The 24759-nt window shown below is 66.9% G+C and carries 29 protein-coding genes; 18 read left to right on the top strand and 11 right to left on the bottom strand.

Features of this window, described 5'->3' with window-relative positions:
- Positions 1-14: 14 nt before the first annotated feature.
- Complete coding sequence (locus tag ABDZ81_RS11885; RefSeq protein ID WP_343774196.1) at positions 15-248, top strand: hypothetical protein; 234 nt, start codon at positions 15-17, stop codon at positions 246-248.
- Between the two features lie 39 nt (positions 249-287).
- Here the strand turns inward: ABDZ81_RS11885 and ABDZ81_RS11880 are convergent, their stop codons facing one another.
- Complete coding sequence (locus tag ABDZ81_RS11880) at positions 288-590, bottom strand: DUF7969 family protein (RefSeq protein WP_343774195.1); 303 nt, start codon at positions 588-590, stop codon at positions 288-290.
- 155 nt (positions 591-745) lie between these two features.
- On the opposite strand from ABDZ81_RS11880, the gene ABDZ81_RS11875 reads away from it, so the two are divergent.
- Positions 746-1597 carry an eIF2B alpha/beta/delta subunit family protein gene (locus ABDZ81_RS11875; RefSeq protein WP_343774194.1) on the top strand — a complete coding sequence of 284 codons (852 nt, stop codon included), beginning with the start codon at positions 746-748 and terminating at the stop codon, positions 1595-1597.
- Positions 1598-1675: 78 nt separating this feature from the next.
- Positions 1676-1897, top strand: a complete 222-nt coding sequence (locus ABDZ81_RS11870; protein WP_343774193.1) for a hypothetical protein — start codon at positions 1676-1678, stop codon at positions 1895-1897.
- Positions 1898-2077: 180 nt separating this feature from the next.
- On the opposite strand, the gene ABDZ81_RS11865 is transcribed toward ABDZ81_RS11870, so the two are convergent.
- The 4 genes from ABDZ81_RS11865 to ABDZ81_RS11850 all read right to left on the bottom strand — a co-directional run bounded on the left by ABDZ81_RS11865 (position 2078) and on the right by ABDZ81_RS11850 (position 6165).
- Positions 2078-3196 carry a Gfo/Idh/MocA family protein gene (locus ABDZ81_RS11865; protein WP_343774192.1) on the bottom strand — a complete coding sequence of 373 codons (1119 nt, stop codon included), beginning with the start codon at positions 3194-3196 and terminating at the stop codon, positions 2078-2080.
- 66 nt (positions 3197-3262) lie between these two features.
- Entirely contained in the window at positions 3263-3970 is a 708-nt protein-coding gene (locus tag ABDZ81_RS11860; protein ID WP_343774191.1) for a TIGR00266 family protein, read from the bottom strand.
- 46 nt (positions 3971-4016) lie between these two features.
- The gene (locus ABDZ81_RS11855) at positions 4017-4985 is read right to left on the bottom strand and encodes a sugar phosphate isomerase/epimerase family protein (protein ID WP_343774190.1); all 969 of its coding nucleotides are present in this window, start codon (positions 4983-4985) and stop codon (positions 4017-4019) included.
- A 76-nt stretch (positions 4986-5061) separates the two neighbouring features.
- On the bottom strand, positions 5062-6165 hold the full coding sequence (locus ABDZ81_RS11850; protein WP_377073897.1) for a Gfo/Idh/MocA family protein: 1104 nt from the start codon (positions 6163-6165) through the stop codon (positions 5062-5064).
- A gap of 262 nt (positions 6166-6427) precedes the next feature.
- On the opposite strand from ABDZ81_RS11850, the gene ABDZ81_RS11845 reads away from it, so the two are divergent.
- Positions 6428-6655 carry a DUF7385 family protein gene (locus ABDZ81_RS11845; RefSeq protein WP_343774189.1) on the top strand — a complete coding sequence of 76 codons (228 nt, stop codon included), beginning with the start codon at positions 6428-6430 and terminating at the stop codon, positions 6653-6655.
- Between the two features lie 21 nt (positions 6656-6676).
- Here ABDZ81_RS11845 and ABDZ81_RS11840 read toward each other — a convergent pair whose 3' ends face one another.
- The gene (locus ABDZ81_RS11840; protein WP_343774188.1) at positions 6677-8251 is read right to left on the bottom strand and encodes a uracil-xanthine permease family protein; all 1575 of its coding nucleotides are present in this window, start codon (positions 8249-8251) and stop codon (positions 6677-6679) included.
- 147 nt (positions 8252-8398) lie between these two features.
- Here ABDZ81_RS11840 and ABDZ81_RS11835 point away from each other — a divergent pair, with 147 nt between their 5' ends.
- From ABDZ81_RS11835 to ABDZ81_RS11815, 5 genes are all read left to right on the top strand, one after another.
- Positions 8399-9436 (top strand): NAD(P)-dependent alcohol dehydrogenase, encoded by a 1038-nt coding sequence (locus ABDZ81_RS11835; RefSeq protein ID WP_343774187.1) that lies wholly within the window; start codon positions 8399-8401, stop codon positions 9434-9436.
- A 77-nt stretch (positions 9437-9513) separates the two neighbouring features.
- On the top strand, positions 9514-10185 hold the full coding sequence (locus tag ABDZ81_RS11830) for an O-methyltransferase (protein ID WP_343774186.1): 672 nt from the start codon (positions 9514-9516) through the stop codon (positions 10183-10185).
- Positions 10186-10279: 94 nt separating this feature from the next.
- Positions 10280-11332 carry an ABC transporter ATP-binding protein gene (locus tag ABDZ81_RS11825; RefSeq protein ID WP_343774185.1) on the top strand — a complete coding sequence of 351 codons (1053 nt, stop codon included), beginning with the start codon at positions 10280-10282 and terminating at the stop codon, positions 11330-11332.
- Complete coding sequence (locus tag ABDZ81_RS11820; RefSeq protein ID WP_343774184.1) at positions 11332-12123, top strand: ABC transporter permease; 792 nt, start codon at positions 11332-11334, stop codon at positions 12121-12123. Before ABDZ81_RS11825 ends, ABDZ81_RS11820 begins: the two co-directional genes overlap by 1 nt.
- 194 nt (positions 12124-12317) lie before the next feature.
- Positions 12318-12977, top strand: a complete 660-nt coding sequence (locus ABDZ81_RS11815; RefSeq protein WP_343774183.1) for an RAD55 family ATPase — start codon at positions 12318-12320, stop codon at positions 12975-12977.
- A 32-nt stretch (positions 12978-13009) separates the two neighbouring features.
- On the opposite strand, the gene ABDZ81_RS11810 is transcribed toward ABDZ81_RS11815, so the two are convergent.
- The gene (locus ABDZ81_RS11810) at positions 13010-13780 is read right to left on the bottom strand and encodes a creatininase family protein (protein WP_343774182.1); all 771 of its coding nucleotides are present in this window, start codon (positions 13778-13780) and stop codon (positions 13010-13012) included.
- A gap of 223 nt (positions 13781-14003) precedes the next feature.
- Between ABDZ81_RS11810 and ABDZ81_RS11805 the strand changes: the two genes are divergently transcribed.
- The 7 genes from ABDZ81_RS11805 (at position 14004) to ABDZ81_RS11775 (ending at position 20065) form a co-directional block, all read left to right on the top strand.
- Entirely contained in the window at positions 14004-14219 is a 216-nt protein-coding gene (locus tag ABDZ81_RS11805) for a hypothetical protein (RefSeq protein WP_343774181.1), read from the top strand.
- A gap of 44 nt (positions 14220-14263) precedes the next feature.
- Positions 14264-15817, top strand: coding sequence for an extracellular solute-binding protein (locus tag ABDZ81_RS11800; protein WP_343774180.1), 1554 nt, complete (start codon positions 14264-14266; stop codon positions 15815-15817).
- Positions 15818-15985: 168 nt separating this feature from the next.
- Positions 15986-16942: a carbohydrate ABC transporter permease gene (locus ABDZ81_RS11795; RefSeq protein ID WP_343774179.1), complete on the top strand. Its 957-nt coding sequence runs from the start codon at positions 15986-15988 to the stop codon at positions 16940-16942.
- Positions 16943-17917, top strand: coding sequence for a carbohydrate ABC transporter permease (locus tag ABDZ81_RS11790; RefSeq protein WP_343774178.1), 975 nt, complete (start codon positions 16943-16945; stop codon positions 17915-17917).
- Positions 17918-17921: 4 nt separating this feature from the next.
- Positions 17922-19124, top strand: coding sequence for an ABC transporter ATP-binding protein (locus tag ABDZ81_RS11785; protein WP_343774177.1), 1203 nt, complete (start codon positions 17922-17924; stop codon positions 19122-19124).
- The gene (locus ABDZ81_RS11780) at positions 19124-19327 is read left to right on the top strand and encodes a DUF8005 family protein (RefSeq protein WP_343774176.1); all 204 of its coding nucleotides are present in this window, start codon (positions 19124-19126) and stop codon (positions 19325-19327) included. The genes ABDZ81_RS11785 and ABDZ81_RS11780 overlap by 1 nt, the downstream gene beginning before the upstream one ends.
- A 66-nt stretch (positions 19328-19393) precedes the next feature.
- The gene (locus ABDZ81_RS11775) at positions 19394-20065 is read left to right on the top strand and encodes a phosphoglycolate phosphatase (RefSeq protein WP_343774175.1); all 672 of its coding nucleotides are present in this window, start codon (positions 19394-19396) and stop codon (positions 20063-20065) included.
- A gap of 1 nt (position 20066) precedes the next feature.
- On the opposite strand, the gene ABDZ81_RS11770 is transcribed toward ABDZ81_RS11775, so the two are convergent.
- Positions 20067-20666, bottom strand: coding sequence for a metal-dependent hydrolase (locus ABDZ81_RS11770; RefSeq protein ID WP_343774174.1), 600 nt, complete (start codon positions 20664-20666; stop codon positions 20067-20069).
- 105 nt (positions 20667-20771) lie between these two features.
- Positions 20772-20972 (bottom strand): VNG_1110C family protein, encoded by a 201-nt coding sequence (locus tag ABDZ81_RS11765; protein ID WP_343774173.1) that lies wholly within the window; start codon positions 20970-20972, stop codon positions 20772-20774.
- Positions 20973-21129: 157 nt separating this feature from the next.
- Here ABDZ81_RS11765 and ABDZ81_RS11760 point away from each other — a divergent pair, with 157 nt between their 5' ends.
- Both ABDZ81_RS11760 and ABDZ81_RS11755 read left to right on the top strand, forming a co-directional pair.
- Positions 21130-22239, top strand: coding sequence for an OBG GTPase family GTP-binding protein (locus ABDZ81_RS11760; RefSeq protein WP_343774172.1), 1110 nt, complete (start codon positions 21130-21132; stop codon positions 22237-22239).
- Between the two features lie 10 nt (positions 22240-22249).
- Positions 22250-22780: a TIGR04206 family protein gene (locus ABDZ81_RS11755; protein WP_343774170.1), complete on the top strand. Its 531-nt coding sequence runs from the start codon at positions 22250-22252 to the stop codon at positions 22778-22780.
- Between the two features lie 135 nt (positions 22781-22915).
- On the opposite strand, the gene ABDZ81_RS11750 is transcribed toward ABDZ81_RS11755, so the two are convergent.
- Positions 22916-23896, bottom strand: a complete 981-nt coding sequence (locus ABDZ81_RS11750) for a transcription initiation factor IIB (protein WP_343774169.1) — start codon at positions 23894-23896, stop codon at positions 22916-22918.
- Positions 23897-24081: 185 nt separating this feature from the next.
- The gene (locus tag ABDZ81_RS11745) at positions 24082-24705 is read right to left on the bottom strand and encodes a phosphoribosyltransferase (RefSeq protein WP_343774168.1); all 624 of its coding nucleotides are present in this window, start codon (positions 24703-24705) and stop codon (positions 24082-24084) included.
- Positions 24706-24759 lie beyond the last annotated feature (54 nt).

The raw sequence follows: 24759 nt of genomic DNA, 5'->3' as shown, positions 1-24759 counted from the left end.
TACAGCATCGCTCGATGAGCGTCGACGGAATCTACGTCCTCGCTTCGCTTCTCGTGCTCCCGGTCGGCATACTGCTGTTTCTCCTGTCCGGGGCCGCCGGACTGCTGCTCGGTGGAGTGTTACTCGTCGTGCTCGGCGTGTTCTGGAACGCCGTACAGAAGGCAGAGCGCCGGATCCAGGATCTGGAGCGGCGCGTGGAAACGCTCGAAGCCGACCGCGAAGACAGTATCGTCGACGACGGGAAATGAAGACCCGCGTTCGACGCCGCAGCGACTCGCCGCGATCGCTCAGGGCCGAAAGTCGAACCGCGGCGCGTCCTCCAGCGACGGCCCGTCGTCGCGCTCGCGACCGTTCTCGTAGGCGATATAGTTGAGATAGAACGTCCGGCCGCAGCCGTCCGTTTCGTCGTCCGGATCGCCGATGCAGACGAACTGGATGCCGTCGGCGTCCTCGCGGTCGTCGTCCGTCGTCGACGCGTACTCGTACCCCTCCAGGGGTTCGCGCGTCACGGACTTGTCTGCAAGGTAGGCGTCCCGCTCGATCTCGACGACAGCGTCGCAGTAGGGGCAGGTGTAGCTCACCGAGACCATCGCGCGAACGTTCGGGATCCGGGCGCATGACGGTTCCGGCGGCGGCATCACCGCGGGGGCGAGTGGCGATCCCACTCGCCAGCTACGCGACGCCGTTCCCCGACAGCGTTGCCCTCCCCGCAAGGACTTTGCCCGGCTGCCGCGATTGTGGTGACATGATCAACGAGGCTGTCGAGGAGATCGAGGAGATGCAGACCTCCAGTTCCTCGTCGGTGGCGATCAAGGCGACCCGGGCGCTGGAATCGCTGCTCGACAGGGAGTTCGCCACGGTCGACGAGTTCGAGCGCGACCTCGAGCGGAACGTCAGCGCGCTCCGCCGGGCCAACCCCTCTCACGCGTCGCTACAGAACGCGATGCTGGAGGTGAAAGACGCGGTGACGACCCGGGAGTTCGACGACATCGAGGACGCCAAGCGCGGGACTCAGGAGGTGATCGACGGCGTCGTCGAGGGGATCGAGAAGGGCAAGCGCCGGGCCGCCGCGAACGCCGTCGAGCTGTTCGAAGACGGGATGACGATCATGACCCACGACTACTCGACGACGGTGCTCGAAGCGATCGAGCAGGCGATCGCGGAGGGGATGTACCTCGACGTGTACGTCACCGAAGGGCGGCCGCGCTACCTGGGTCGGCGCACCGCGCGGACGCTCGCGGGCTACGACCCGATCGACGTGACGCTGATCACCGAGGGCGCCTGCGGGCACTACCTCGACGAGTGCGACCGGGTGGTGACGGGGATGACCTGCATCGTCGACGACGTGCTGTACAACCGCGTCGGCACGTTCCCGATCGCCGCGACCGCCGACAACGTCGGGACGCCGATGACCGTCGTCGGCTCCGGAACGAAGATCGTCGAGGAGGGGTTCGTGTTCGAGAACGACTTCCGACCGGCCAGCGAGGTGATGCTCGAACCGGCAGAGGGGTTCGAGGTCGGCAATCCGGCGTACGACGCGACGCCGGTCGAACTCGTCGACTCGGTCGTCACCGACGAGAAGAACCGGGAGTTCTGAGGCGGCCGTATCGGACGAATGTCAAACGGACGTTTGACCCTCCGTCGTGCTTTTGCTCGTCGTCGTCCGATGTCCCGTATGGCTACGCGCGACGCTCGGAACGAACTCCCGACCTGGGCTGCCGGACTGATCCTCGCTCTCCTCGCAGTGATCGCAGCGTACGTGATCGTCTTCGGCGGCCATCTCGCCGCGCCGATAGCGGCGCTGTTCTGGGTGATCGGCGTCGTGCTATCGCTCTTTACGTTGTACCTGCTCTATCGGTTCGTCGTCGCGGTCGAAACGATCGCCGAGAAGCTCTGATCGACCGGACAATCGCGAACAAACCGCCGACCGGCGGCGTCGAGACGCGCTTACGCGTTTTCTACGTCGACCCACTCGCCTCGACAAACCCCCGACCGGTGCCGTCGAGACGCGCTTACGCGTTTTCTACGTCGACCCACTCGCCTCGACAAACCCCCGACCGGTGCCGTCGAGACGCGCTCACGCGCGCTCGACGTCGACCCACTCGCCGGTTTGGTCGCTCCGCTCGACGGCGTCGAGCACCCGCTGTGCGGCCAGCCCGTCCTCGAAGTTCGGCGACGCCTCGCCGCTCTCCGCAACCGCAGTCAGGAACTCGTAGTTCTCGTGGACGAACGTGTGCTCCCAGCCGATGACGTGGCCCGGCGGCCACCAGTGCTCGATGTAGGGATCGGATTCGTCGGTGACGAGCACGGTCTCGTAGCCCCGGTTGTGCTCGCGGAGCACCTCCAGCTCGTTCAGGCGTTCGAGCGAGAACTTCAGGCTGCCTTTCGAGCCCTGAATCTCGATCGTGTGGTCGTTCTTGTGGCCGTTGGCGAACCGCGAGGCCTCGAAGGTCGCCATCGCGCCGCCCTCGAACTCCGCCTGCGCGGAGTAGGCGTCGTCGACGGTCACAGGTTGAGTCTCGTCTTCGCCCTCGACGGGCCGCTCGTCGACGAACGTCTGGAGGTGGCCCGAGAGCCGGTCGATCTCGCCTTGCTGGTCGCCCACCAGGAAGCGCGCGAGGTCCACGGTGTGGGAGCCGAGGTCGCCCAGCGCGCCCGAGCCGGCCATCTCCTCGTCGTTGCGCCACGACCACGGCGCCTCGGGGTCGACCAGCCAGTCCTGGAGGTACCGGCCCCGGACGTGGTGGATCTCGCCGAGCTCGCCGTCGTCGATCAGGTTCTTCGCGTACCGGATCGCCGGAACGAAGCGGTAGTTGAACGCCGCGCCAGCCGGCACGTCGGCGTCGCGCGCCGCGGCGGCCATCTCCTCGGCGCCCTCCAGCGTGGGCGCGAGCGGCTTCTCGCAGAAAACGGGCGTCCCCGCTTCGAGCGCCGCTATCGACGGTTCGGCGTGGACGTGGTTCGGGCCGAGATTGTAGAAGACGTCGACGTCGTCGATGGCGTCGCGCCAGTCGGTCGCCGTCCGGGAGAAGCCGAGCTGGTCGGCGGCGTCCGCGAGCGCTTCCTCGTCGCGGCCGATCAGAACGTCCCGCTCGACGTCGGGCGCGTCCGGGAAGAACATCGGCAAGCGAGCCAGCGCGTTCGCGTGGGCCTGTCCCATGAACCGGTAGCCGAGTACGCCGACCTGTAGGGTCATGGACGGTGATTCGTGAGAGTTGAAGTTAGTTGTTCCCGTCTGAGCCGACCGCCGGAGCCGAGCGGCTCAGAACACGTCGACGTTGACCCCGCCGTCGTCGTCCTCGCCGCCCTGAACTGAGCCGGCGATCGCCGACGTGAACGCGTCGAGCCCGCGCGTCTGGTACCACACCGTCCCGGGACCCGAAAAGTCCATCACGAGCCCCTCGCCGCTGAGCAGCGTCGATTTGAGGCCGCCGACGCGCCGGGCGTCGAAGTCGACCGACTCCTCCCAGGCGACGACGTGCTCGTTGTCGACGGTGTAGGTCTCGCCGCTCCCGAGTTCGACCGACTCCAGGCCGCCGAAGGCCTCGATGAACACGTTTCCGGTCCCTTTCAGCGCCAGGGGCGTGATGCTCGCGCCCGCGAGCATCGACTGCAGCCCGCCGAACTCGGAGTCGATGTCGATCTCCGGGTCGGACGCCAGGTACGCGCCGTCGACGGCGTACAGCGTCTCGCCGCGGAGTTCGTGGTGGTGGACGTCGCCGGGCTTGGGCGGCGCGAGCGTCACCGTGCCGCGCCCGCCCTCGGCGGTGAACTCGTTTGCGACCAGCGACTCGCCGCCGAGCATCGACTTCGCCGAGCTGAGCAGGCCGTCGCGGCTCGACGTCGTCTCGATCCCGATGCTCTCGGAGTGGCCGACCAAAGCGCCGGGCTCGGCGAGGATCGACTCGCCCTGTTCGAGGTCGACGTTCAGGTGCGCGTACGCGGGGCGGTGAGTGATATCGATCTCCATCGTGGGATAAAATTGTCGGCCGGGAGCTTAAAAATATACGCGTCGCTCAGACCCAGTGGGTGTCGCCGGGCTGGGTGTCGAAGACTGCGCGATCCAGCATATCGACGGCCTTCTCCAGCCCTTCGAGCGAGGAGGTCAGCGAGTCCTCGTGTTCGATCGACAGCGCGCCCTCGTAGCCGACCATCCGGAGCGTCGAGACGACGTCCTTCCAGTGGGACTCGCCGTGGCCGTAGCCGATCGAGCGGAAGATCCACGACCGGTCGGCCTCCTCCGTGTAGGCGGTCGTGTCCAGCACGCCCTTCTCGCGGGCCTGTTCCTCGTACACTTTGGTGTCCTTGGCGTGGAAGTGGTGGATGGCGTCTTCCTCGCCGAGCAGGCGAATCGCGTCGGTGATCTCGATACCCTGCCAGTACAGGTGCGAGGGGTCGAAGTTCGCGCCGATGCGCTCGCCGGTCGCCTCGCGCAGGCGGAGCATCCCGTGGGGCTCGTAGACGAGCATGTTGGGGTGCATCTCGATGGCGACGTCGACGCCGCGCTCGTCGGCGACCTCGGCGATCTCCGACCAGTAGGGGATCGCCACGTCCTCCCACTGGTACTCGTGGGCGTCGGCGTGGTCCTGGGGCCACGGCGCGGTGATCCAGTTCGGCGTCTCGTCGTTCGGTCCGCCCGCCGGTAACCCCGAAAAACAGGTGACCGTGTTCACGTCGAGCTGGTCTGCGAGCTCGATCGCCTCCCGAAGTTCGGTGTCGGCCGTCTCGGCCTGGTCGTCGTCGGGATGGAGCGGGTTGTTGTGGGTCGCCAGCGCGGAGATGCGCATGTCGTGCTCGTCGAGCGCGTCCTGCAGCTCGGCCTGGGCGTCCTCGTCGTCGAGGTACTCCGATCGGGAGAGGTGCTCGTCGCCGGGGTAGCCGCCGACGCCGGGCTCGACGGCGTCGACGCCCATCTCCGAGAGAGTCGAGAGCGCTTCTTCGAACGACCGGTCGTAGAGCGGCGGTGTGTGTACGCCGATGTCCATACTGCTCGCAACGACCGACTGGAGAATAAAACTTCGGAGAGATCGGGGCGGTGTCCGGCGCGGACGCCGAGACGGCTCAGTCGTTCGCGACCGGCGCGTCGGGCTCGGTTTCGGCTTCATCGTCGAGGCGAACGGCGCGACCGGTCTCGCCGGACTCGTAGATGGCCTCGATGACGCGCTGGACCGTGAGCGCCTCGTCGACGGTGTTGCGGTCGGGGGCCTGCCCGGACGCGACGGCGTCGAGGAACGCGACCTGCTCCTGTCGGTGCGGGTCGTGGGAGCGCGTCTCGACGTCGGTCGTCGCGAGGTGGTGGGCGCCGCCCTGACCGGCCTCGTAGAGTTCGAGGTCGCCGCTGGACTTGTCGAAGCGCGCGCCGGCCTCGGTGCCGCGGACGAAGAACTCTTGGGTCGGCGGGCGGTTGGTCGCCCACGCGACCTCAAGCGAGATGGTCTGCCCGCCGGCACAGCGGATCAGCGCCGTCGCGGAGTCGTCGACGTCGAAGTGCTCGGCGCCCTGGTCGTCGCCCCACATGTCGACGTAGGCGTAATCGTCGTTCGTCCCGAACTCCGAACGCGCGGTGCCCGAGACCTCGACGACCTCGGGGTAGTCGAGGAAGTGCAGCGCGAGGTCGATCGCGTGGACGCCGATGTCGATCAGCGAGCCGCCGCCGGCGACGTTCTCCGCGGTGAACCACGAGCCCCGGCCGGGGATGCCGCGGCGTCGCACGTAGTTGGCCTCGACGTGCGTGACGTCGCCGAACCGGCCGGTGGTCTGCTGGTCCTTGATGATCTCGGCCTGGTGGTGGTACCGGCTGTGGAACCCGACCATGCAGAAGCTGTCGGCCTCGCGAGCCGCCTCGACGATCCGCTCGGCGCTCTCGACGGTGTCGGCCAGCGGCTTTTCGAGTAGCACGTCGATGCCGGCGTCGAGCGCGTCGACGGCGTACTGCTCGTGGAACTTGTTCGGCGTCGTGACGACGACGGCGTCGACCTGCCCGAACAGCTCCCCGTGGTCCTCGTACGTCGGCACGTCGAACTTCTCGGAGAAGTCGTTTCGCGCGTCAGGGTCGATGTCCATCCCGCCCACGAGATTGGCGCCGAGCTCGGTCAGTCGGTCCGCGTGGTAGTGCCCGATGTTACCGAGTCCGACGACCCCCAGTTTCACGTCGTTTCTAGTCATACCCGTACTCTGGGTATTGTGGGGTTTAACTCTTTCAGATCCGCGGCCCGAACACTCGCTTCTTGCTACCCTTTTCGGCGTGAGAGGAACGGATCGAGAGCCTGTGAAGCGGCGACCCTTAGATCCGTTTAGTTACGTGCGCGGCGAAGCGGCGAGTAAGCCCGGCGTACTCGATTCGTCGAGCCCGTCGCGGGCCGAACGAGCCGCGGTCGCTCGCCCGCTCGGGATATAGTTTTAACATTCGCGGCGCGAATAGGCGGGTATGGAGCAGTTCGACAAGTTCGTCTCCTCGACGACGCTGCGCGAGGAGAACGACTCGATCAAGCTGTATCAAAACACCGTCGCGCTCGCCTGTCCGGCCTGCGAGGAACCGTTCGACGACATGGTCGTCTGCAAGGACGAGTACACCAGTCTGAACCAGACGATGCCGCTGGATCTGTGCACGACGGTCCACGACGGCAAGCCCGTGCTGTTCACGCACAAACCCTGAGGTTCCTTTTCGCGGAACCGTTTAGTCGTCCGCGCCGGCCCAGCGATCCCAGAACGACTCGAACTCGTCGTCGTCCTCGGTGAGCCGGTCCCACGCGGCGAGGCCGCGCTCCTCGCGGCTGCCGGGGATCGTGTTGTCGAGCACCAGCGCCGACAGCCCGCCGACGGCCATCCCCGTGGAACCGATCACGTAGATCGTGTCGGCGATCAGCCGCTCGCTGAGGATCGAGCCGACGACGGGGACGCCGGAGACGCCCGCCCGAAACGCCGCTATGCCTCCAACGTTGCCCATGTACGCCGGGATCGCCAGGCCAGCGAACAGCGCGAAGCCGACGATGAACGTGTTGCGCGAGGAGTCGAGATCGACGTGCCTGAGATTCGAGACGCCGACCGCGACGATCTGTGCGAACATCGCGACGAACAGGCCGCCGACGATCGGGTCGGGGATCGTCGCGATGGCCTGCCCGAAGTAGCCGACGAAGCCGACGACGATCATCACCGCGGCGCCGATCTGGACGACGTAGCGCGAGGCCACGCCCGTGAGCCCGATGGCGCCGATGTTCTCGGAGTACGACGTCGAGCCGCCTGTGCCCATGATGCCGGAGAACAGGTTCATCAGCCCCTCCATGCCGATACCCTGGTTGATCCGCTTCTCGCTGGGCGCGCCCGAGCCGGTGATGTTCGCGACGGCGTAGTAGTCGCCGATGCTCTCGACGACCGACGCCAGCACGCCCGCGGTCATCCCGGCGATGAAGGCGCCGGTGAACTGCGGCGTTCCCCACTGGAACGGGTAGATCGGCAGGACGGGCGAGGTGTCGGTGATGTCGCTCAGCGCGACGTAGCCCGGCTGGCCGCTCTCGATGATGCCGCCGACAGACAGCCCGGCGGCGAGGAGCCAGGCGATCGCGAGACCGAGAACCACCGGATAGAGACGGAACGCCCGGTGACGAACGTCGAGATACTGCGAGAACAGCACGATCAGCCCGAGGGTCAACCCGAGCAGCCACCAGTTCTGTCCGGCCGCCGTAATCTGTCCCGCCCCGAACAGCGACAGCCCGATCAGCGCGATCGTCGGCGCGATCACGACCGGCGAGAGATAGCGCCGCAGTTTGCCGATCAGCCCGAAGTAGCCGATCGCCACCTCGACGAGCGAGGCCACGATGATCGCACCCTGCAACTGCAACAGCGCCGCCCCCCAGTCGCCGGCGCCGACGCCGGTCGTCGTGACGACCGTGACGACCGCCAGCGCCGGCGTCAGCATGGAGAACGGCGCGCCCTGAACGATCGGGTAGCGGTTCCCGAACGTCGTCTGGGCGAGCGTCGCGATTCCCGAGACGACGAAGAACGTGCCGATGAATCGGGCGGTCACGTCTCCCGGCATCCCCATCGTTTGTGCCAGCAGCAGCGGGACGGCGATGTTCGCGCCGATCATCGTCAGATAGTGCTGGACGCCCAGAACGGCCGACTCCGCGACCGGTGGTTTGTCGTCGATGCCGTACTCGAGGTCGTCGGACGCCGATCGATCCGACGCCGCCTTTTCGCGTTCGATGCCGCCGGGCTCCTCGCCCCCGGGCGGTGCCTCCTCGGTACCCGTCATATGTTCGTATCGTCGGACCAACGCCGCGGCGAGAAGATAGTGCTGTTGATCCGATTCGATGATTCGCCGAACTGATCGCGGAATAATCTCCGAAACGGTCGTAGCGGCTAGGTTTTTGGCCGTGGCTGCTAACGTCTAGCGTGGACTATGGAAGCCGCGAGACTCCACGAGTACACAGAGAAGATGGGAGAGGCGCTGTCGATCGACGAGATCGACCGACCCGAGCCGACGCGGTCCGACCACGTCGTCGTCGAGGTCGAAGGGGCGGGCTGGTGCCAGACGGACAACCACATCATCGAGGGGATGTGGACGCCGTACGTCGAACAGGAGCTGCCGATGACGCTTGGCCACGAGAACGCCGGGACGGTCGTCGAGACGGGCGACGAAGTGACGACCGTCGCGGAGGGCGATCAGGTGATCTGCCACCCGGTGATGACCTGCGGGAAGTGTCGCGCCTGCCGGGTCGGCGAGGACATGTACTGCGAGAACCTGGAGTTCCCGGGGCTCAACACCGACGGCGGTTTCGCCGAGTACCTGCTGACCTCCGAGCGCTCGGTGATTCCCCTCGACACGGTCGATCCCGTCGAGATCGCGCCCCACGCCGACGCGGGCATCACGGCGTACCACGCCGCGAAGAAGGCCGTCGACGAGCTGTATCCGGGCAGCTACGCGGTCGCGATCGGCATCGGCGGGCTGGGCCACATCGGCGTCCAGGCGCTCGACGCGATGAGCGCCGCGGAGATCGTCGCGGTCGATCTCAAAGACGAGGCGCTCGACCTCGCCGAAGAGTGCGGCGCGGACTACACCGTCAACTCGGGCGACGAGGACGTCGCCGAAGCCGTCGAGTCGATCACCGAGGGCGACGGCGCGAGGCAGGTGCTGGACTTCGTGGGCGCCGACAGCACGACCGCGCTGGGGCCGGAAATCGTCGCGCCGGGCGGCGACCACCACATCATCGGCTACGGCGGCGACATCCACCAGCCCGCGCAGGATCTGGTCGACGCCGAGATGTCCTACCGCGGGACGCTCGTCGGTCAGTACTCCGAACTGGAGGAACTGGTCGCCCTCGTCGAGCAGGGGATCATGGACCTGCGCACGACCGAGTACGACCTCGGCGAGATCAACGAGGTCGCCGAGAAGCTCGAACATCGCGAGATCGAGGGGCGGGCCGTGATCCGACCCTGAGAGTATCAGGGGACGCCGGTGGGGCGCCGCGTCGCGCCACCGTCACACTTTGGACGGTCCGACGCGACACTACAGCCATGAGCGACGTTTTGCCCGACGAGAGCGCGCGGTTCGTCCGCGTCGCAGGACCGCAACCCGACGAGATCCTCGAAGAGATGGACGAGTACGCCGAGGAGAACGGCTTCCCCCACGTCGGCCCGGAGGTCGGCGGCTGGCTCGCGCTGCTGGCCCGAACGGTCGACGCCCGGCGCGTGTTCGAGTTCGGATCGGGGTACGGCTACTCGGCGTACTGGTTTGCGCGCGAGCTGCCCGCCGACGGCGAGGTGGTGCTGACCGAGCACGATCCGGACGAGCTCGACATGGCCCGCGTGTACATGGACCGCGGCGGCTTTTCCGACCTGGCGACCTACGAGGCGGGCGACGCGCTAGAAGCGATCGAGCGCCACGACGGGCCGTTCGACGTCGTGCTCGTCGACCTCCGGAAGGACCAGTACCCCGACGCGTTCGACGCCGTGCGCGAGAAGGTCGCACCCGGCGGCGTGATCGTCGCCGACAACGCGATGACTGCAGGGCCGATCCAGTTCGAGAAGCTGCTCGAACTGCAGGAGGGCGGCGACCCTGACGACGTCAACGAGCACACCCGCGGCATCGCTGCGTACCTCGACGCCGTGCGCGCCGCGCCGGAGTTCGAGACAGCTGTGATGCCCATCGGCGAGGGCATCTCGGTGAGTCACAAGGAGCGGCGGTAATTTCGGCGTCGAGCGGCGGTACATTCGGGGCTGGAACGCGTGCAACTGACCGATTGCGTGCGGCTTAACCGAGTGGGAACCCAGTTTTCGGTAGATGCCGCCAGCTATCGAGACGGAGGGGCTCGTCAAGGAGTACGGCGAGCTCAGGGCGCTAGACGAGCTGTCGCTGCGCGTCGAGGAGGGCGAGTTCTTCGGCCTGCTCGGCCCGAACGGCGCGGGCAAGACGACGTTCATCAACATCCTCGTCGGCCTGGCGCGCAAGTCCGGCGGCGAGGCCCGGGTGTTCGGTCACGACGTCGTCGACGACTACCAGGAGGCGCGGGACGCCATCGGGCTGGCGCCCCAGGAGTTCAACGTCGACCGATTCTTCCCCATCGTGGAAGTTCTCGAGCACAAGGCGGGCTACCACGGAATTCAGCCGGAAGAAGCCACCAGACGCGCCGAGGAGGCCCTGAAGCGAGTCGGAATTCACCACAAGCGCGACGAGCGCTTCGACTGGCTTTCCGGCGGGATGAAGCGACGATTTCTGCTCGCTCGCGCGCTGGTGACCGATCCCGACCTGCTGATCCTCGACGAACCGACCGCGGGCGTCGACGTCCAGCTCCGCCACGACATCTGGGAGGTGATTCAGGAGCTCAACGACGAGGGGACGACGATTCTGCTGACGACTCACTACATCGAAGAGGCCGAACGGCTCTGCGACCGCGTCGCGATCCTCAACGAGGGGACGAAGCTCGACGTCTCGACGCCGGAAGAGCTGATGGGACGGGGGACCGACACGATCTACGTTCGCGTGCGCGAGGGCGGGGATGCGCAGGCGGCCGAACCCGAGCGCGTCGCCGCCGCGGCGACAGGTGCCGGAAGCGAGTCAGTCGCCGACGCCGAAGGCGAACCGGTCGCGGACGCCGACGCGTCGGCGGCGTCCGTCCCGGCCGGCGACCGGCTGACGGCGATCGACGGCGTCGAGTCGGCGACCGTCCAGGACGGTCGGCTGGCGGTCAAAGCGCGGAACGGCGGGAGTACCGCGCCGGACGTCCTGAACGCGCTCGAAGCCGAGGGGTACGAGATCGCCGACCTGGAGATTTCGCGCACGAGCCTGGAGGAGATCTTCGTGGAGATGACCAACAGAGAACGGAGTGATCGCTGATGAGTTTCGGATTACCGGTCGGCGCGCGAGCGCTGCTGAAGCGGGAGATCCAGCGGTACCTGCGCCGGTACACCAACACGTTCGCGCCGCCGCTGATCACGAACGTGCTGTACTTCTCGGTGTTCGGCGTCATTCTCGGCGGCCGGATCGACCAGATCCAGGGGTTCGACTACATCGTCTTCCTCCTGCCGGGGCTGGTCGTGCTGGGGATGATCTCGAACGCGTTCGAGAACGCCTCGTTCTCGATCTTCCACGGCAGGTGGAACGAGTACATCCACGAGACGCTGACCTCGCCGCTGTCGTACAGCCAGATGGTCGCGGCGTACGTCGTCGCGAGCGCGCTGCGCGGCGTTCTCGTCGGCGTGCTGATCGCCGCGATCGGGGTCGCGTTCACCGTCGTCAACGGGCAGGTGTCGACCGTCACGATCGCCCAGCCGCTGTACCTCGCGGCGTTCGGGCTGATCGTCCCGACGCTGTTCTCGGGGTTCGGCGTGATCGGCGGCCTGCTCGCCGAGGACTTCGATCACCTGACGGTGATGAACCAGTTCATCCTGCGCCCGCTGGTCTTTTTCGGCGCGGTGTTCTACTCGCTGGAGACGCTGCCCGGCGTCTGGCGCGACCTCTCGCTGCTGAACCCGATGGTGTATATGGTCGACGGCGTGCGCTACGGCTTCCTGGGCTACTCCGACGTCGACCCGCGCGTCTCGCTGGTCGTGCTGTCGGCGCTGACGGTCGCCGTGCTGTTCGTCGACGTGCAGCTGTTCAAGCGCGGGTACGGGCTGACGGACTGAACTGGGGGTCGACGCCGCTGTTCGGCCGGTGACTCTTCCGGTTCATCGACCGTAGTAACCGTATACCATCGATAAACGAACTCGTAACTAACTGGGAGGTGCGCGATCGTTCGGCACACAGTGACCGACACAGCTCACGCCGACGACCAGCATCGCCCGCTCGGACGAACCGATCGGACGCCGCGCGGACGCCGATGAGCCGCCAGTTCAGGACCGGGATCGACCTGCTGGACCGCCAGCTCGGCGGCGGCATCCCCGCCGGCAGCGTCGTGGCGCTGACGGCGCCGCCCGCGAGCCAGTCGGAACTGCTGCTGTACGAGCTGGTCGGCCGGCGCCGGACGCTGTACCTGTCGGCCGAGCGCACGGCCGACGACGTTCGATCCGTGCTCGACGAGCAGGCGAGCGACGCCGCCGACCGGGCCAGCGACGCTGACGGACCCGCCGCCGAGTGGCACGTCCGGGAGACGCGGGGCGACGACCAGATCGATCGGGCGACGCGGCTCCTCCGATCGATCGCCGACGGCGCGCTCGTGATCGTCGACCCGGTCGACGCGCTGGAGCGGTCGGATCGACGCCGCTATCGCCGCTTTCTCGCGGAGCTGCGCGACGAGATGGAGTCGACCGGCGGCGTCGCCGTGTTGCACTGTCTGGACGGACGCGAGTCGCCGCCGCTCCGGGACGTCACCGAGTACATGGCCGACGTCGTCCTCGATCTCTCTACGGAAGTCCAGCAGGAGACGGTGCGGACGCGGCTGCGCGTCCCGAAGTTCCGCAACGGCGCCGCGCCGACCGACGTGATCCGGCTGCGGCTGACCGACGAGGTCGCGGTCGATCACAGCCGCGAGATCGCCTGATTCGGGGCTGACGGGGCACGAATCGGCGTCGCTCAGACGTGGGGCTTCGCGGTCAGGTCCTCGAAGCGCTGGTCGTCGAGCCACTCCAGCAACGCGACGAGTTCCTCGGTCGCAGCCTCGAACAGCTGCTCACCCTTCTCCGCCGTGGCGTCGCGCTGATCCCCGAGGACGCCGTTGTCGGTGTTGTCGATCGCGTCGTAGAAGGTTCGGGCGCCGTGACGCCGTAGCTCGTCGTCCGAGACCGTCCGGAGTCCGCCCTCCGCCGCCGCCTCCAGTTTCTCCTCGCGGACGAGGTCGGGCGCGAGGTGCTGGATCATCGCCGTCTCCTTCGGACCGCCGTGGGGACCGTTGTGCTCGAACAGCTCGTCGACGAGCCCGGGGACGCTCTCGTTCCACATCCACTCGATCGCGTAGGCCGTTTCGTCGGATCGGAGCCGTCGCCCGACCTCGCGGAGGTGCTGGACGTTGCCGCCGTGGGCGTTGACGTAGACGATCCGGTCGATTCCGTGGTACGCGAGGTTTCGCGAGAAGCTCTCGACGTAGTCCCGAAACGTCTCGGGGTCGACCCACATCGTCCCGTGGAACTGGCGGTGGTGCTCGGAGACGCCGATCCGCACCGGCGGCGTACAGAGGTAGCCCGTCCGCTCGGCCGCCTCGCGGGCGAACCCTTCGGCGATGATGTGGTCGGTGCCCTCCGGGAGGTGCGGTCCGTGCTGCTCGGTCGATCCGAGCGGGACGATCGCCAGCGACTCCGTCTCGAAGTACGACCCGAGTTCCGGCCACGTTCGATCGGCGAGTTGCATCCGGTTTCAAGGGTGTCGCGGGGCCGGTTAAGCGTTGCTGCCGAAATCGACCGCTGCCCGGCTGGTCCGGCCCCCGTCGCGTTCCCCAGTTTCCGCGATCAATCGAAGTCCAGCGTCATATCGAGTTTATTGGGGGTGATCCTCTCTGACACCCTCGTTATACGAAACCGCCCGTTACCCCTCTGGGGACGTAGCTATCAACACGACAGTTCGAGTTGCGGGGATGACATCGTCGCACACGCCGAGCCACGAAGACGGGGCAGAATCGGCGAAATATCGTCCGCAGCTCGATTCCCGACCGGCAGGAACCGCCCGAGCCGCGACGCTCTCGGCCCGTCGTTCAACCGGCCGCGCGAAAGTGTGGCTTTCTCCACTGATCGCCGCCGGTGATCTGCCGGCGCAGTTTAACATTTTAAGATCTTATATTTATTTTCAGTAGAATACAATAGTATATGAACGATAATGACGTAATTCTAAATCGTCATGCCACAACGGGGGGACGACAGAAGTCGACGGGGAGGCGACGAACGGCGTCGACAGTACGCCCGAACGATCGGCACCGATCGCGGCCCGACGTCGGTGTCGCGGCGGCGGTTCGTCGAGGCGGCCGGCGCGGCGGGGATCGTCGCGGGCCTGGGCGGCTGCATCACGGCGAACGACGGGGGCGACGGCACCCAGGAAGGGGAGATCGACGTCGGGGAAGTCCCCGACGAGGACATCACACTGGAGTGGGCCGCGAGCGAGGAGGAGGCCGGCGCCTCGGACGAGATCGTACAGGCGCTCCACCAGGCCGGGATGCCCGAGAACATCGACATCAACTTCCTCTCGGGCGGCAACGTCACGTCGGACCGGCAGAACCAGTACGAACAGTGGCTGGCCGCCGGGCGAACTCGCCCGGACCTGCTCCGGATGGACAACGGGTGGACGATTCCCTTCATCGTGCGCAATCGGATCCTCAATCTCGAGCGCGTACTCGACGACGAGACGGTCAACCGGGTGAAGGAGAACTACTTCTCGATGACCGCTCAGACGGCGATGCATCCCCAGAACGAGACGCTCCACGCGATCCCGCTGTGGATGGGGCTGCCGACGATCCAGTACCGGAAGGACCTCGTCGAGCAGGCCGGCTACGACCCCGAGGGGAACAACTGGGCGACGGAGTCGATGACCTGGCAGCGGTTCTCCGAGGTCACCGCCGACGTCATGCAGCAGTCCAACGTGAACTACGGCTACACGTTCCAGGCCGACGTGTACGAGGGGCTGTCGTGCTGCAACTTCAACGAGTTCATGAGCGGCTGGGGCGGGGCGTACTTCGGCGGCGTCGACAACCTGTTCGGGCCGGTCGGCGAGCGCCCGATCACCGTCAACGAGCCGCCCGTCCACGACTCGATCCGGATGATCCGGTCGTTCATCCACGGGAACGACGCCCCGGAGACGCTCGACTCGATGACGGGCAACATCTCGCCGACGGCCGTGCTGAACTGGACCGAGCAGTCCTCGATGCGGGTGTTCTCGAACGGGAACGCGGTGATGCACCGCAACTGGCCCCACTCGATCCGCATCCACGGCGCCGAGGACGCGATGGGCCAGAACCTCGGCGTCATGCCGATTCCCTACTCCGTCACCGAGGAGGAAGCCGAGTACGCGGGCGTCGGCGGTCCGGTCGCCGCGCTGGGCGGCTGGCACGTCGCGATCAACCCCAACACCGAGCGCATGGCCTCGGCCGTCGCCGCAATCGAGGCCGCGACGACCGACGAGTTCAACCTCGCGCTGTTCGAGATCCTCGGCCAGATCCCGCCGAAGCCGGAGCTGCTTGAAACCCAGCGCGCTCGCGACATCCCGATCATGGGTCGCTACATGGACCAGCTGCAGGTCGCCGGCGAGAACGCCGTGGCGCGCCCGGTCACCGTCGTCTGGCCCGACGAGTCGACCCAGATCTCCCAGGCGGTCCACTCCGCGTACACGGGAGACAAGAGCCCGCAGCAGGCGATGTCCGACCTCGAAAGCACGCTCGAACAGATCGAACAGAGCGCCTGACGATCCACACATGCACCCAACGCCGGAGCAACCGACCGCGCCCGCGACGTACCGCGCCGAGGGACGCCGAAACCGAACTGAACGACGCCGACGCCGGGCCGCGGGACGCCGACGCGAGGCGTCGAGGTGGCGGCCGGGCGAAAGTGCGGTGGCTGGGGTGTTGGCCCGATGAGCAGTGCGACGAGCAGCATCCTCTCGCGGCCGGCGAGCTGGACCGAGCGCCTCAGCGAGACGCAGTTCGCGTACCTGATGCTGATACCGGTGTTCCTGTTGCTGGGCGTCATCGCCATCTGGCCGCTTCTGAGCACGTTCCGGCTGTCGCTGTTCGCCGACAGCCTCACCGGTGCGACCGTCGGCGAGTTCGTCGGCCTCGAGAACTACGTCGAGCTGATCACCGGGCAGCGCGAAGCGCTGCTCCCACGGCCCTTCATCGACCTGGAGACCCCGTTCCGGAGCGCGCTGCCCGTGACGCTGATCTTCGCGGTCGTCAGCGTGTTCTTCGAGACGATCCTCGGGTTCGGCGCCGCGCTCGTGCTCGACCGGGACTTCCGGGGGCGGCGCTGGTTCCGCGTGGCGCTGATCCTGCCCTGGGCGGTCCCGATCGTGATTCAGGGGATGATCTTCTACCTGATGTTCGCGCCCGGGATCGGCTTCGCGACGGACCCGCTGAGCGCCTGGGGGATCATCGGCAACACGCCGCTGACCAACAGCTTCGACTCGCTGCTGATCATCATCATCGCCGACGTCTGGAAGACCACGGCGTTCATGACGCTGCTGATCCTCGCCGGGCTCCAGAGCATCGACAGGAGCCTCTACAACGTCGGCAAGGTCGCCGGAGCGAGCCGCTGGCAGCAGTTCAAGATGATCACGCTGCCGCTGGTGCTGCCGGCGGTGCTGGTCGCGATGCTGTTCCGGTCGATCAACGCGATGCGCGTGTTCGGACTGATCGAGACGGTCTCGGACTGCGGGACGGTGCCGTCGCTGTCCTGCATGGTCGTCCAGACGTTCAGCTCCGGGCGGTACGGGACCTCGGCGGCCATCGCGTTCCTGACGGCCGCGATCATCGCCGGCGCGGTGATGATCTACATCGTCCAGTTCGCCCGCGGCCAGGCGGAGGTGATCTAGATGGCCGGTGAACCCGAGACGACCGGCGGCGCGGGACCGGGCGGCTCGCCCGGCGAGCAGGACGAGGACGCCGGGCTCTACGAGCGCTGGGTCCAGGAGTCGATCCGGAACCCCCAGCGGGTCTACCGGGGCCTGTTCTACGTCGTCACGCTGTTTTTCCTCGTGACGATGATGTTCCCGTTCTACTGGCTGCTGGTGCTGGCGCTGACGCCGAACGACCAGATCGTCGACATGGGCCTGCTGCCGCGGGGGTTCAACGTCGAGGCGTTTGTCCGGATCTTCGAGCTGCTGCCCTTCGGCAGGTACATGTTCAACAGCATCTTCCTCGCGCTGGTGACGACCGCGATCGTCCTGCTGCTTGCCAGCATCGCGGGGTACGTGTTCGGGCGCCTGGAGTTCCCCGGCCGCCAGCCGCTGATGCTGTTGATCCTCGCGATCTCCTATTTCCCGCCGGCGGCGTTCCTGCTGCCGCTGTTCGACCTCTTTACGGGGAACGTCTCGATCGGGCTCGGGCCGATCGCGATCCAGAGCCCGGTGCTGTTCAACACGCCCGGAGCGATGATCCTGCCCTTCAGCTCGCTGTTCTTGCCGCTGGCGATCTTCATACTGACGACGTTCTACGGGCAGATACCGGACGGACTGGAGGACGCGGCGCGCGTCGAGGGAACGACGCGGATCGGCGCGCTATTCCGGGTGATCATGCCCCTGTCGGCGCCCGGCGTCGCGACGGCGGGCATCCTGACGTTCATCGCCGTCTACAACGAGTTCTTCTTCTCGTTCCTGATGAACGACGGGCAGGCCCAGAACTGGGCGCCGATCGTCTGGGGGATCCTCGGGTTCCAGGGGCAGTACACCCAGTTCTACAACCTCATGGCGGCCGCGAGCATCGTCGGCGTGCTGCCGGTGGTGATTCTGGTCGTCATCGCGCAGGAAAAGATCGTCAGCGGACTGACCGCGGGCGCACTCAAGGAGTAAAATCATGGGAGACGTCATACTAGAACACGTCACGAAACGGTACGCGGACGTAACGGCAGTCGAAGACATGAACTTGGACATTCGGGACGGCGAGTTCGTCACGCTCGTCGGCCCGTCGGGCTGTGGCAAGTCTACCACCCTAGAGACGATCGCCGGCCTGACGATCCCCAGCGAGGGGACGATCACGATCGCCGACCGGGAGGTGACGAAGTTGCCGCCCAAGGATCGGGGGATCGCGATGGTGTTCCAGAACATCGCGCTGTTCCCCCACATGGACGTCTACGACAACATCAGCTTCGGGCTGCGGCTTCGCGACTTCGACAAGGAGGAGATCGACCGGCGCGTCAATCGGGCGACGGAAATTCTTCAGATCCAGGGGATGACCGACCGGATGCCCGACGAGCTCTCCGGCGGCCAGCGCCAGCGCGTGGCGATCGGGCGCGCGATCGTGCGAGAGCCGGAGGTGTTCCTGATGGACGAGCCGCTGGCGAATCTCGACGCCAAGCTCCGGGTCCACATGCGAACCGAACTCCAGCGCCTCCACAAGGAACTGGAGACGACGATCATCTACGTCACCCACGACCAGGCCGAGGCGATGACGATGTCCGATCGCATCGCCGTGCTCAACGAGGGCAAGCTCCAGCAGATCGCGGCGCCGCTGACCTGCTACAACGAGCCGGCCAACCGGTTCGTCGCGGGCTTCATCGGCTCGCCCAGCATGAACTTCCTCGAGGGCGAGTTGACGGCCGACGGCATCGTCACCGACGACTTCGCGGTCGAGTTCGACGTCGCTGCGCTCGACGGGTACGGCCCCGGCGACGCCGTGACGCTCGGCGTCCGGCCTGAGGACGTCCACCTCGAGGAGAACGCCGGCGAACTCGCTCACCCGACCGCCGCGTTCCCCGCCCAGAACGACGTGATCGAGCCGATGGGCGACGAGATCTTCGTCTACCTGATCGTCCACGACCTCGAAGGCGGCGGGCAGGAGGGCGCCGTCACCGAGCGTGATCCCGACGAGCAGGTGCTGATGAGCGTCGATCCCGACACCGACGTCGGGATGGACGAGCGCGTCAGCATCGTGTTCGACAGGAGCCGCCTGCACCTGTTCGACACCGGGACGGGCGACGCGATCACGCACGGGCTCGTTCAGCCCGCCAGAGACGTCGATCGACGAGCGCGGGGCGCCGAGTCGGAGGGCGACGACTGATGGTTTCGACCGTCGGCGCCGTCTACGTCGTCGGCGTCACCGTCCTGTTTTTCTTCTGGGTCTACGGCATCTACGCGTTCGCGCGCGATCTTCGGGGACGGTATCTGCCGGCGGTGCGGGCGTATTTCGAGCAGCGACAGGACGACGCCGAAGCGGCGCGCGCCGAAGAAGAGCGGGAGGAGCGAGAGCAACAGTTGTACTGACGCGCTCCCCGGATCAGTTCACCGCGCTTCGCAACCGCTTTTGCCGCGAGCGCACACGTCCACCCAATGACAGCGCCGCTCGTACTCGACATCGACGGGACGCTGACGAGAGCCGACGGGGAGCCGGGGATCGACCCGCGCGTGTTCGAGCCGCTCCGCGAGTGGCCCGAGCCGGTCGTGATCGCGACGGGGAAGGCGTTCCCGTTCCCGGTCGCGCTCTCGCAGTTCGTGGGGCTGCCCGAGCGCGTGATCGCGGAGAACGGCGGGATCGTCTACGCCGAGGGCGAGGCCAGCGTCGTCGGCGACCGCGCGGCCGCCGAGACCGCCGTGGCGTCGCTCCGCGACCGGGGATACGACCTCGGCTGGGGCCAGCCCGATCTCGTGAATCGCTGGCGCGAAACCGAGATCGCCGCCAACCTCGACGTGCCAGAGCAACCGCTGCGCGAGGTCGCCGCCGAGCACGGCCTGGAGGTCGTCGACACCGGCTACGCCTACCACATCAAGGACCCCGAGATCGCGAAGGGCGACGGGCTCGACGCCGTCGCCGAGCTGCTCGGACTCGATCCGTCGGCGTTCGTCGCGGTCGGCGACTCGGAGAACGACGTCTCGACGTTCGGCGTCGCCGGCGAGAGCTACGCGGTCGCGAACGCCGACGACGCCGCGCTGGCGGCCGCCGACCACGTTACGGAGGGCGTCCACGCCGCGGGGACACTCGAAGTGCTCGATCTGCTGCGATAGCTCAGTTCGTCGCCCTGCCGATACCGTCGGACAGACGCCGGCTGACGCCGACGAGAAGTTCTCGGAGCACCGGCGCGCCGTCGTAGAGCCACAGCAGCGCCGTCAGGCCGATAACGCCGGCCTGGACGAGCACGAGCGTCGGCGGATCCTGCGCGGTGAGCACGTCGACGTACTCGAAGAACAGGTCGATCGTCACGCCGACGACTGGCTGGTCGGCGCTCGGCGGCGCTGTTTCGACGGGCCAGAGAACGACCGCCAGCGGGAGGTAGCCGTGCTGAAGATACGTCGGCACGACGTCGCCGGGCAAGTGCAGCAAGTAGCCGACCGCGAACGCCGCACCGACGCGGGCGCGGCCGTAGGCCCGGGCGAGCAGTCCGGCGGCGACGGCCAGCGGCACCGCGAGGAAGACCGAGTGGCCCAGCGCGTACCCCGACTCGAACACGCCGTACTGCCACGACAGCGGCTTGTCGATCAGGTCGGGCCCCTGCGAGCCGACGAGCGCGGCGAGGGCTTCGAGCGCGCCCGGCGATCGCCGTGCGAGGAGGTGGCTCAGCAGCGAGTAGGCGAGATACCCGACCGCCGCGTGTTCCCAGGGTAGCATGGGCGGTCGGAGAGCCCTCGCGGGATTAGTTATACGGTCGCTGCGAACGACGGCGCGAGGTACTCGCCGCTTACTGGCTGTTTTAGCCCGTCTAACGCCGCCCGCTCACGGCAGCCTGACGCCGTGTTTCGTGAGAAATTCGCCGGCTTCCTTGATCTCGACCGGGCTGCCGATGATCCGGAGCTGTTCTCCCTCGGGGACGATCGTCACGACGAACCGCGACTCGATCTCCTCGCGCAACCCGTCCAGATCCTCCGTCGGCAGCACGATCTGCGTGCTGTCGCGGAGCCGTGACGGGTCGGTCATACACGTTGGCGATACGGTGGGGTCGGCATGAAAATGTCGAAACGTCGCGAGCGGGCCGCTGCGTTGCCGGTCGAGGGGTTGGATCCGCGACGATCGACATCAGCGGGCCGGGTGCGAAAGGAAGGGTTTTCGGGCGTCGTCACCCTAGCGACCGCTAATGGGGCTCGAAGAGGAGATCAGGGAACTCGAAGACGAAATTGCTGAGACGCCCTACAACAAGTCGACCGAGGGGCACATCGGGCGGCTGAAGTCGAAGCTCGCGGAGAAAAAGGAGAAGCTGGAACAGCAGTCCTCGGCCGGCGGAGGCGGGGGCTACCACGTCGAGAAGCACGGCGACGCGACCGTCGCGCTCGTCGGGTTCCCCAGCGTCGGCAAGTCGACGCTGCTCAACGCGATGACCAACGCCGACAGCGAGGTCGGATCCTACGAGTTCACGACCCTCGACGTCAACCCCGGCATGCTGGATCTCAACGGGGCCCACATCCAGATGCTCGACGTCCCCGGGCTGATCGAGGGCGCCGCCAGCGGTCGCGGCGGCGGCCAGGAGGTGCTGTCGGTCGTTCGGGCGGCCGATCTCGTGATATTCATGCTCTCTGCGTTCGAGATCGACCAGTACGAGCGGCTCAACGAGGAGCTGTACAAAAACAAGATCCGCGTCGACAGAGAGCCCCCGCGAGTGTCGGTCCGGCGGAAAGGGAAAGACGGCATTCGAGTGACCTCGAGCGTCGATCTCGACCTCGACGACCACACGATCGGCGAGATCCTCCGCGAGCACGGCTACGTCAACGCCGACGTGACGATCAACGAGCACGTCGACATCGACCGGCTGATCGACGGCATCATGGACAACCGGGTGTACATCCCCTCGATCACGGCGGTCAACAAGACCGACCTGATCGATCCGAGCTACGTCGACACCGTCAAGGAGAACCTCCGCGAGCACGATCTCGACCCCGACGAGGTGACGTTCATCAGCGCCGAGAAGGAGAAAGGGCTCGACGCGCTGAAAGAGCGCATCTGGGAGGAGCTGGGGCTGATGCGGATCTACATGGACAAGCCCGGACGGGGCATCGACTACGAGGAGCCGCTGGTCATCGAGAAAGGCAGCACCGTCGAGGACGCCGCGCACAAGCTCGGCGGCGAGTTCGAGGAGCGGTTCCGGTTCGCACGGGTGTCGGGCGACAGCGTCAAGCACGACGAACAGCAGGTCGGCCTCGACCACGAGCTCGCCGACGAGGACGTCCTGCGGATGATCACCCGCAAGTGAGTCCGACGCCGTGACCGACGCCGACGTCGAAGCGTACGACGACGAAGCGTACGACGGCGCCGACGAGGCGCACGATATCGACACCGGCGACGCCGATCCGCGTCGCCGCCGCCGATTTCTGGCCTTGCTCCTCGCGGGATTGGCTCCCTGGGTAGTCCTGATCGCTCCGAGCGGACGCGACGTCTTCTTCGCGTGGGGCTGGATCAACGTCGAGGGATGGCACGTCTTTCACCTGTACGAGTACCTCTTCGAGTTCACGCGGGGGCCGCGCGCGCTGCCGCGGCGCCTCCAGGCGTGGCCGATCGCGACGGCGCTGTACGCCGGCGCGCTCGTCAGCGCGCTCGGGGGCCTCGTGTTCGGTCGCGAGGACCGGCGCGTCACCGGTGGGTTGGCCGTCTTCGCGATGCTCTCGTTGCTCCAGTTCGCCGCCGGGTTTACGCGTCCCGGCATCGCGCGCCCCGGCGTCACGCCGCTGCCGGTCGGCGTCGTCGCCGTGCTGGTCGTCCTGTGGTGGTTCGACGGCGACCTGCTCGGTCTGTAAGAACTGTTAGTCGCGAAAATCCGGGCGCTGTCGCTCGAAGTACGTGAAAACAAAGTCCAAAAGCCGACCCGGGCCGACGGTGGTTACCGTTCGGACCGACGCCGGGCACCGCGTTTCGGGGTCCCGGCGTCAGTCTCAGGCGAACTGCGCCTGGCCGTCGGCTTCGAGCAGCTCCTTGTAGCGGTTGCGGATGGTGACTTCGGAGATGTCGGTGACCTCCGAGACTTCCGACTGGGTGATCTCCTCGTTGCACAGCAGCGGCGCCGCGTACACCGCGGCGGCCGCCAGCCCGACGGGGCTCTTGCCGCTGTGGATCCCCTTGTCCGTCGCCGTCCGGAGCAGCTGGCGGGCGCGCTGTTCGGACTCGTCGGAGAGATCGAGTTCCGACGCGAAGCGGCCGACGTACTGCTCGGGGTTCGCGGGCTGGATTTCGAGGTTCAGCTCGCGGACGATGTAGCGGTAGGTGCGCTTGAACTCCATCTCGTCGATGCGGCTGACCTGAGCGACCTCGTCGATCGATCGAGGCGTCCCGGTCTGGCGCGCCGCGGCGTACAGCGCGGCGCTGGCGACGCCTTCGATCGAGCGGCCCGGCAGGAGGTCTTCACTGAGCGCGCGGCGATAGATCACGCTGGCAGTTTCGCGGACGTCCTCGGGGAGGCCGAGCGCGGAGGCCATCCGATCGATCTCGCCGAGCGCCTGCTTGAGGTTGCGCTCTTTGGAGTCACGGGTGCGGAAGCGCTCGTTCCAGGTGCGCAGGCGCTGCATCTTCTCACGCTGGCTGGAGCTGAGGGTGTTGCCGTAGGCGTCCTTGTCCTGCCAGCCGATGTTCGTCGAGAGCCCGTCGTCGTGCATCATCTTCGTGGTGGGGGCGCCGACGCGGCTCTTCGAGTCCTTCTCGGCGGCGTCGAACGCGCGCCACTCGGGGCCGCGGTCGATCTCGTCTTCCTCGACGACCAGCCCGCAGTCCGCACAGACGGTCTCGCCGTGCTCGCTGTCGGCCTCCAGCCGGCCGCCGCACTCGGGACACAGTTGCTGGTCTTCGCTCTCCTCGGTCCGCTCTGTCGTTCGTTCCCGCGTCGATACGTCGTCGTTCGTTCGGATGCTCGTTTCTGTCATTGGTAACTCACCGTGGGTGGGAGGGCAAGGGCTGACCGGTCGGGAAAATCCCAAAATACGGCCGGGTACCGCGCTCCTACTACTACATATGAGGGAAAGCCTTATAAGTGTTTCGTAGTGAAGGTTAGTGATATATAAATACTTGTCGGATGGCGAGGTGCCGGCGGACGATCCGCAGGACGGCGCTACCGATCGAGGTAACGCCTCGCTTCGGCGTCGGAAACCTGACCGAAATCGTGGTAGTACTGACCAACCGCACGAAATCCGGCGGGTTCCTCGACGGCGTAGACGTCGTCGGCGAACGACTCCAGTGCGGCCAGCGAGTCCGGCGAGCCGACCGGGACCGCCAGAACGATCCGCTCGGCCCCGCCGTCCCGAACCTGGCGGAGGCACGCCCGGGCCGTCGCGCCCGTGGCGACGCCGTCGTCGACCACGACGACCTTGCGGCCGCGTACACCGGGCGGATCAGTCGTCCCGCGATAGGTCTCCAGCTTCTCGCGGGCGCTCTCGGCCGTCCGCTCGGCCTCGCGCTCGACGTGCGCGTCGTCGACGCCGAGCCGCTCGATCAGATCGTCGTTGCGCCAGACGCTCCCGTCGCTGGCGACGGCGCCGATCGCGAGCTCCTCGTTGTGCGGCGCGCCCATCTTCCGGGCGACGATCACGTCGAGATCGGCGTCCAGGCGGTCCGCGACGGGGCGAGCCACGGGGAGCGCGCCCCGCGGGATCCCGAGCACGACGTCGGCCTCGACGCCACGGTCGGCGAGCAGTTCGGCCAGCCGTTCCCCCGCGTCTTCCCTGTTTTCGAACATGGCGTCTCTCTCGTTTTCGCTACGGCAGCCGCTCACTAACGTCTTGCATCGTCC

The sequence above is a fragment of the Natronoarchaeum mannanilyticum genome, from assembly GCF_039522665.1.
Lineage (GTDB): Archaea > Halobacteriota > Halobacteria > Halobacteriales > Natronoarchaeaceae > Natronoarchaeum > Natronoarchaeum mannanilyticum.
Note: the sequence above shows the minus strand (reverse complement) of the source record. Positions and strands in the feature narration are given on the sequence as shown.

What these genes read in the sequence shown, in the direction of transcription:
- ABDZ81_RS11885 (WP_343774196.1), top strand. Translation starts at nt 15, where the DNA reads ATGAGCGTCGACGGAATCTACGTCCTCGCTTCGCTTCTCGTGCTCCCG.
- ABDZ81_RS11795 (WP_343774179.1), top strand. Translation starts at nt 15,986, where the DNA reads ATGAGCAGTGCGACGAGCAGCATCCTCTCGCGGCCGGCGAGCTGGACC.
- ABDZ81_RS11805 (WP_343774181.1), top strand. Translation starts at nt 14,004, where the DNA reads ATGACATCGTCGCACACGCCGAGCCACGAAGACGGGGCAGAATCGGCG.
- ABDZ81_RS11810 (WP_343774182.1), bottom strand. Translation starts at nt 13,780, where the DNA reads ATGCAACTCGCCGATCGAACGTGGCCGGAACTCGGGTCGTACTTCGAG.
- ABDZ81_RS11770 (WP_343774174.1), bottom strand. Translation starts at nt 20,666, where the DNA reads ATGCTACCCTGGGAACACGCGGCGGTCGGGTATCTCGCCTACTCGCTG.
- ABDZ81_RS11750 (WP_343774169.1), bottom strand. Translation starts at nt 23,896, where the DNA reads ATGACAGAAACGAGCATCCGAACGAACGACGACGTATCGACGCGGGAA.
- ABDZ81_RS11880 (WP_343774195.1), bottom strand. Translation starts at nt 590, where the DNA reads ATGGTCTCGGTGAGCTACACCTGCCCCTACTGCGACGCTGTCGTCGAG.
- ABDZ81_RS11830 (WP_343774186.1), top strand. Translation starts at nt 9,514, where the DNA reads ATGAGCGACGTTTTGCCCGACGAGAGCGCGCGGTTCGTCCGCGTCGCA.
- ABDZ81_RS11765 (WP_343774173.1), bottom strand. Translation starts at nt 20,972, where the DNA reads ATGACCGACCCGTCACGGCTCCGCGACAGCACGCAGATCGTGCTGCCG.
- ABDZ81_RS11840 (WP_343774188.1), bottom strand. Translation starts at nt 8,251, where the DNA reads ATGACGGGTACCGAGGAGGCACCGCCCGGGGGCGAGGAGCCCGGCGGC.
- ABDZ81_RS11850 (WP_377073897.1), bottom strand. Translation starts at nt 6,165, where the DNA reads ATGACTAGAAACGACGTGAAACTGGGGGTCGTCGGACTCGGTAACATC.
- ABDZ81_RS11875 (WP_343774194.1), top strand. Translation starts at nt 746, where the DNA reads ATGATCAACGAGGCTGTCGAGGAGATCGAGGAGATGCAGACCTCCAGT.
- ABDZ81_RS11835 (WP_343774187.1), top strand. Translation starts at nt 8,399, where the DNA reads ATGGAAGCCGCGAGACTCCACGAGTACACAGAGAAGATGGGAGAGGCG.
- ABDZ81_RS11855 (WP_343774190.1), bottom strand. Translation starts at nt 4,985, where the DNA reads ATGGACATCGGCGTACACACACCGCCGCTCTACGACCGGTCGTTCGAA.
- ABDZ81_RS11760 (WP_343774172.1), top strand. Translation starts at nt 21,130, where the DNA reads ATGGGGCTCGAAGAGGAGATCAGGGAACTCGAAGACGAAATTGCTGAG.
- ABDZ81_RS11790 (WP_343774178.1), top strand. Translation starts at nt 16,943, where the DNA reads ATGGCCGGTGAACCCGAGACGACCGGCGGCGCGGGACCGGGCGGCTCG.
- ABDZ81_RS11815 (WP_343774183.1), top strand. Translation starts at nt 12,318, where the DNA reads ATGAGCCGCCAGTTCAGGACCGGGATCGACCTGCTGGACCGCCAGCTC.
- ABDZ81_RS11870 (WP_343774193.1), top strand. Translation starts at nt 1,676, where the DNA reads ATGGCTACGCGCGACGCTCGGAACGAACTCCCGACCTGGGCTGCCGGA.
- ABDZ81_RS11780 (WP_343774176.1), top strand. Translation starts at nt 19,124, where the DNA reads ATGGTTTCGACCGTCGGCGCCGTCTACGTCGTCGGCGTCACCGTCCTG.
- ABDZ81_RS11745 (WP_343774168.1), bottom strand. Translation starts at nt 24,705, where the DNA reads ATGTTCGAAAACAGGGAAGACGCGGGGGAACGGCTGGCCGAACTGCTC.
- ABDZ81_RS11845 (WP_343774189.1), top strand. Translation starts at nt 6,428, where the DNA reads ATGGAGCAGTTCGACAAGTTCGTCTCCTCGACGACGCTGCGCGAGGAG.
- ABDZ81_RS11785 (WP_343774177.1), top strand. Translation starts at nt 17,922, where the DNA reads ATGGGAGACGTCATACTAGAACACGTCACGAAACGGTACGCGGACGTA.
- ABDZ81_RS11865 (WP_343774192.1), bottom strand. Translation starts at nt 3,196, where the DNA reads ATGACCCTACAGGTCGGCGTACTCGGCTACCGGTTCATGGGACAGGCC.
- ABDZ81_RS11800 (WP_343774180.1), top strand. Translation starts at nt 14,264, where the DNA reads ATGCCACAACGGGGGGACGACAGAAGTCGACGGGGAGGCGACGAACGG.
- ABDZ81_RS11860 (WP_343774191.1), bottom strand. Translation starts at nt 3,970, where the DNA reads ATGGAGATCGATATCACTCACCGCCCCGCGTACGCGCACCTGAACGTC.
- ABDZ81_RS11820 (WP_343774184.1), top strand. Translation starts at nt 11,332, where the DNA reads ATGAGTTTCGGATTACCGGTCGGCGCGCGAGCGCTGCTGAAGCGGGAG.
- ABDZ81_RS11775 (WP_343774175.1), top strand. Translation starts at nt 19,394, where the DNA reads ATGACAGCGCCGCTCGTACTCGACATCGACGGGACGCTGACGAGAGCC.
- ABDZ81_RS11825 (WP_343774185.1), top strand. Translation starts at nt 10,280, where the DNA reads ATGCCGCCAGCTATCGAGACGGAGGGGCTCGTCAAGGAGTACGGCGAG.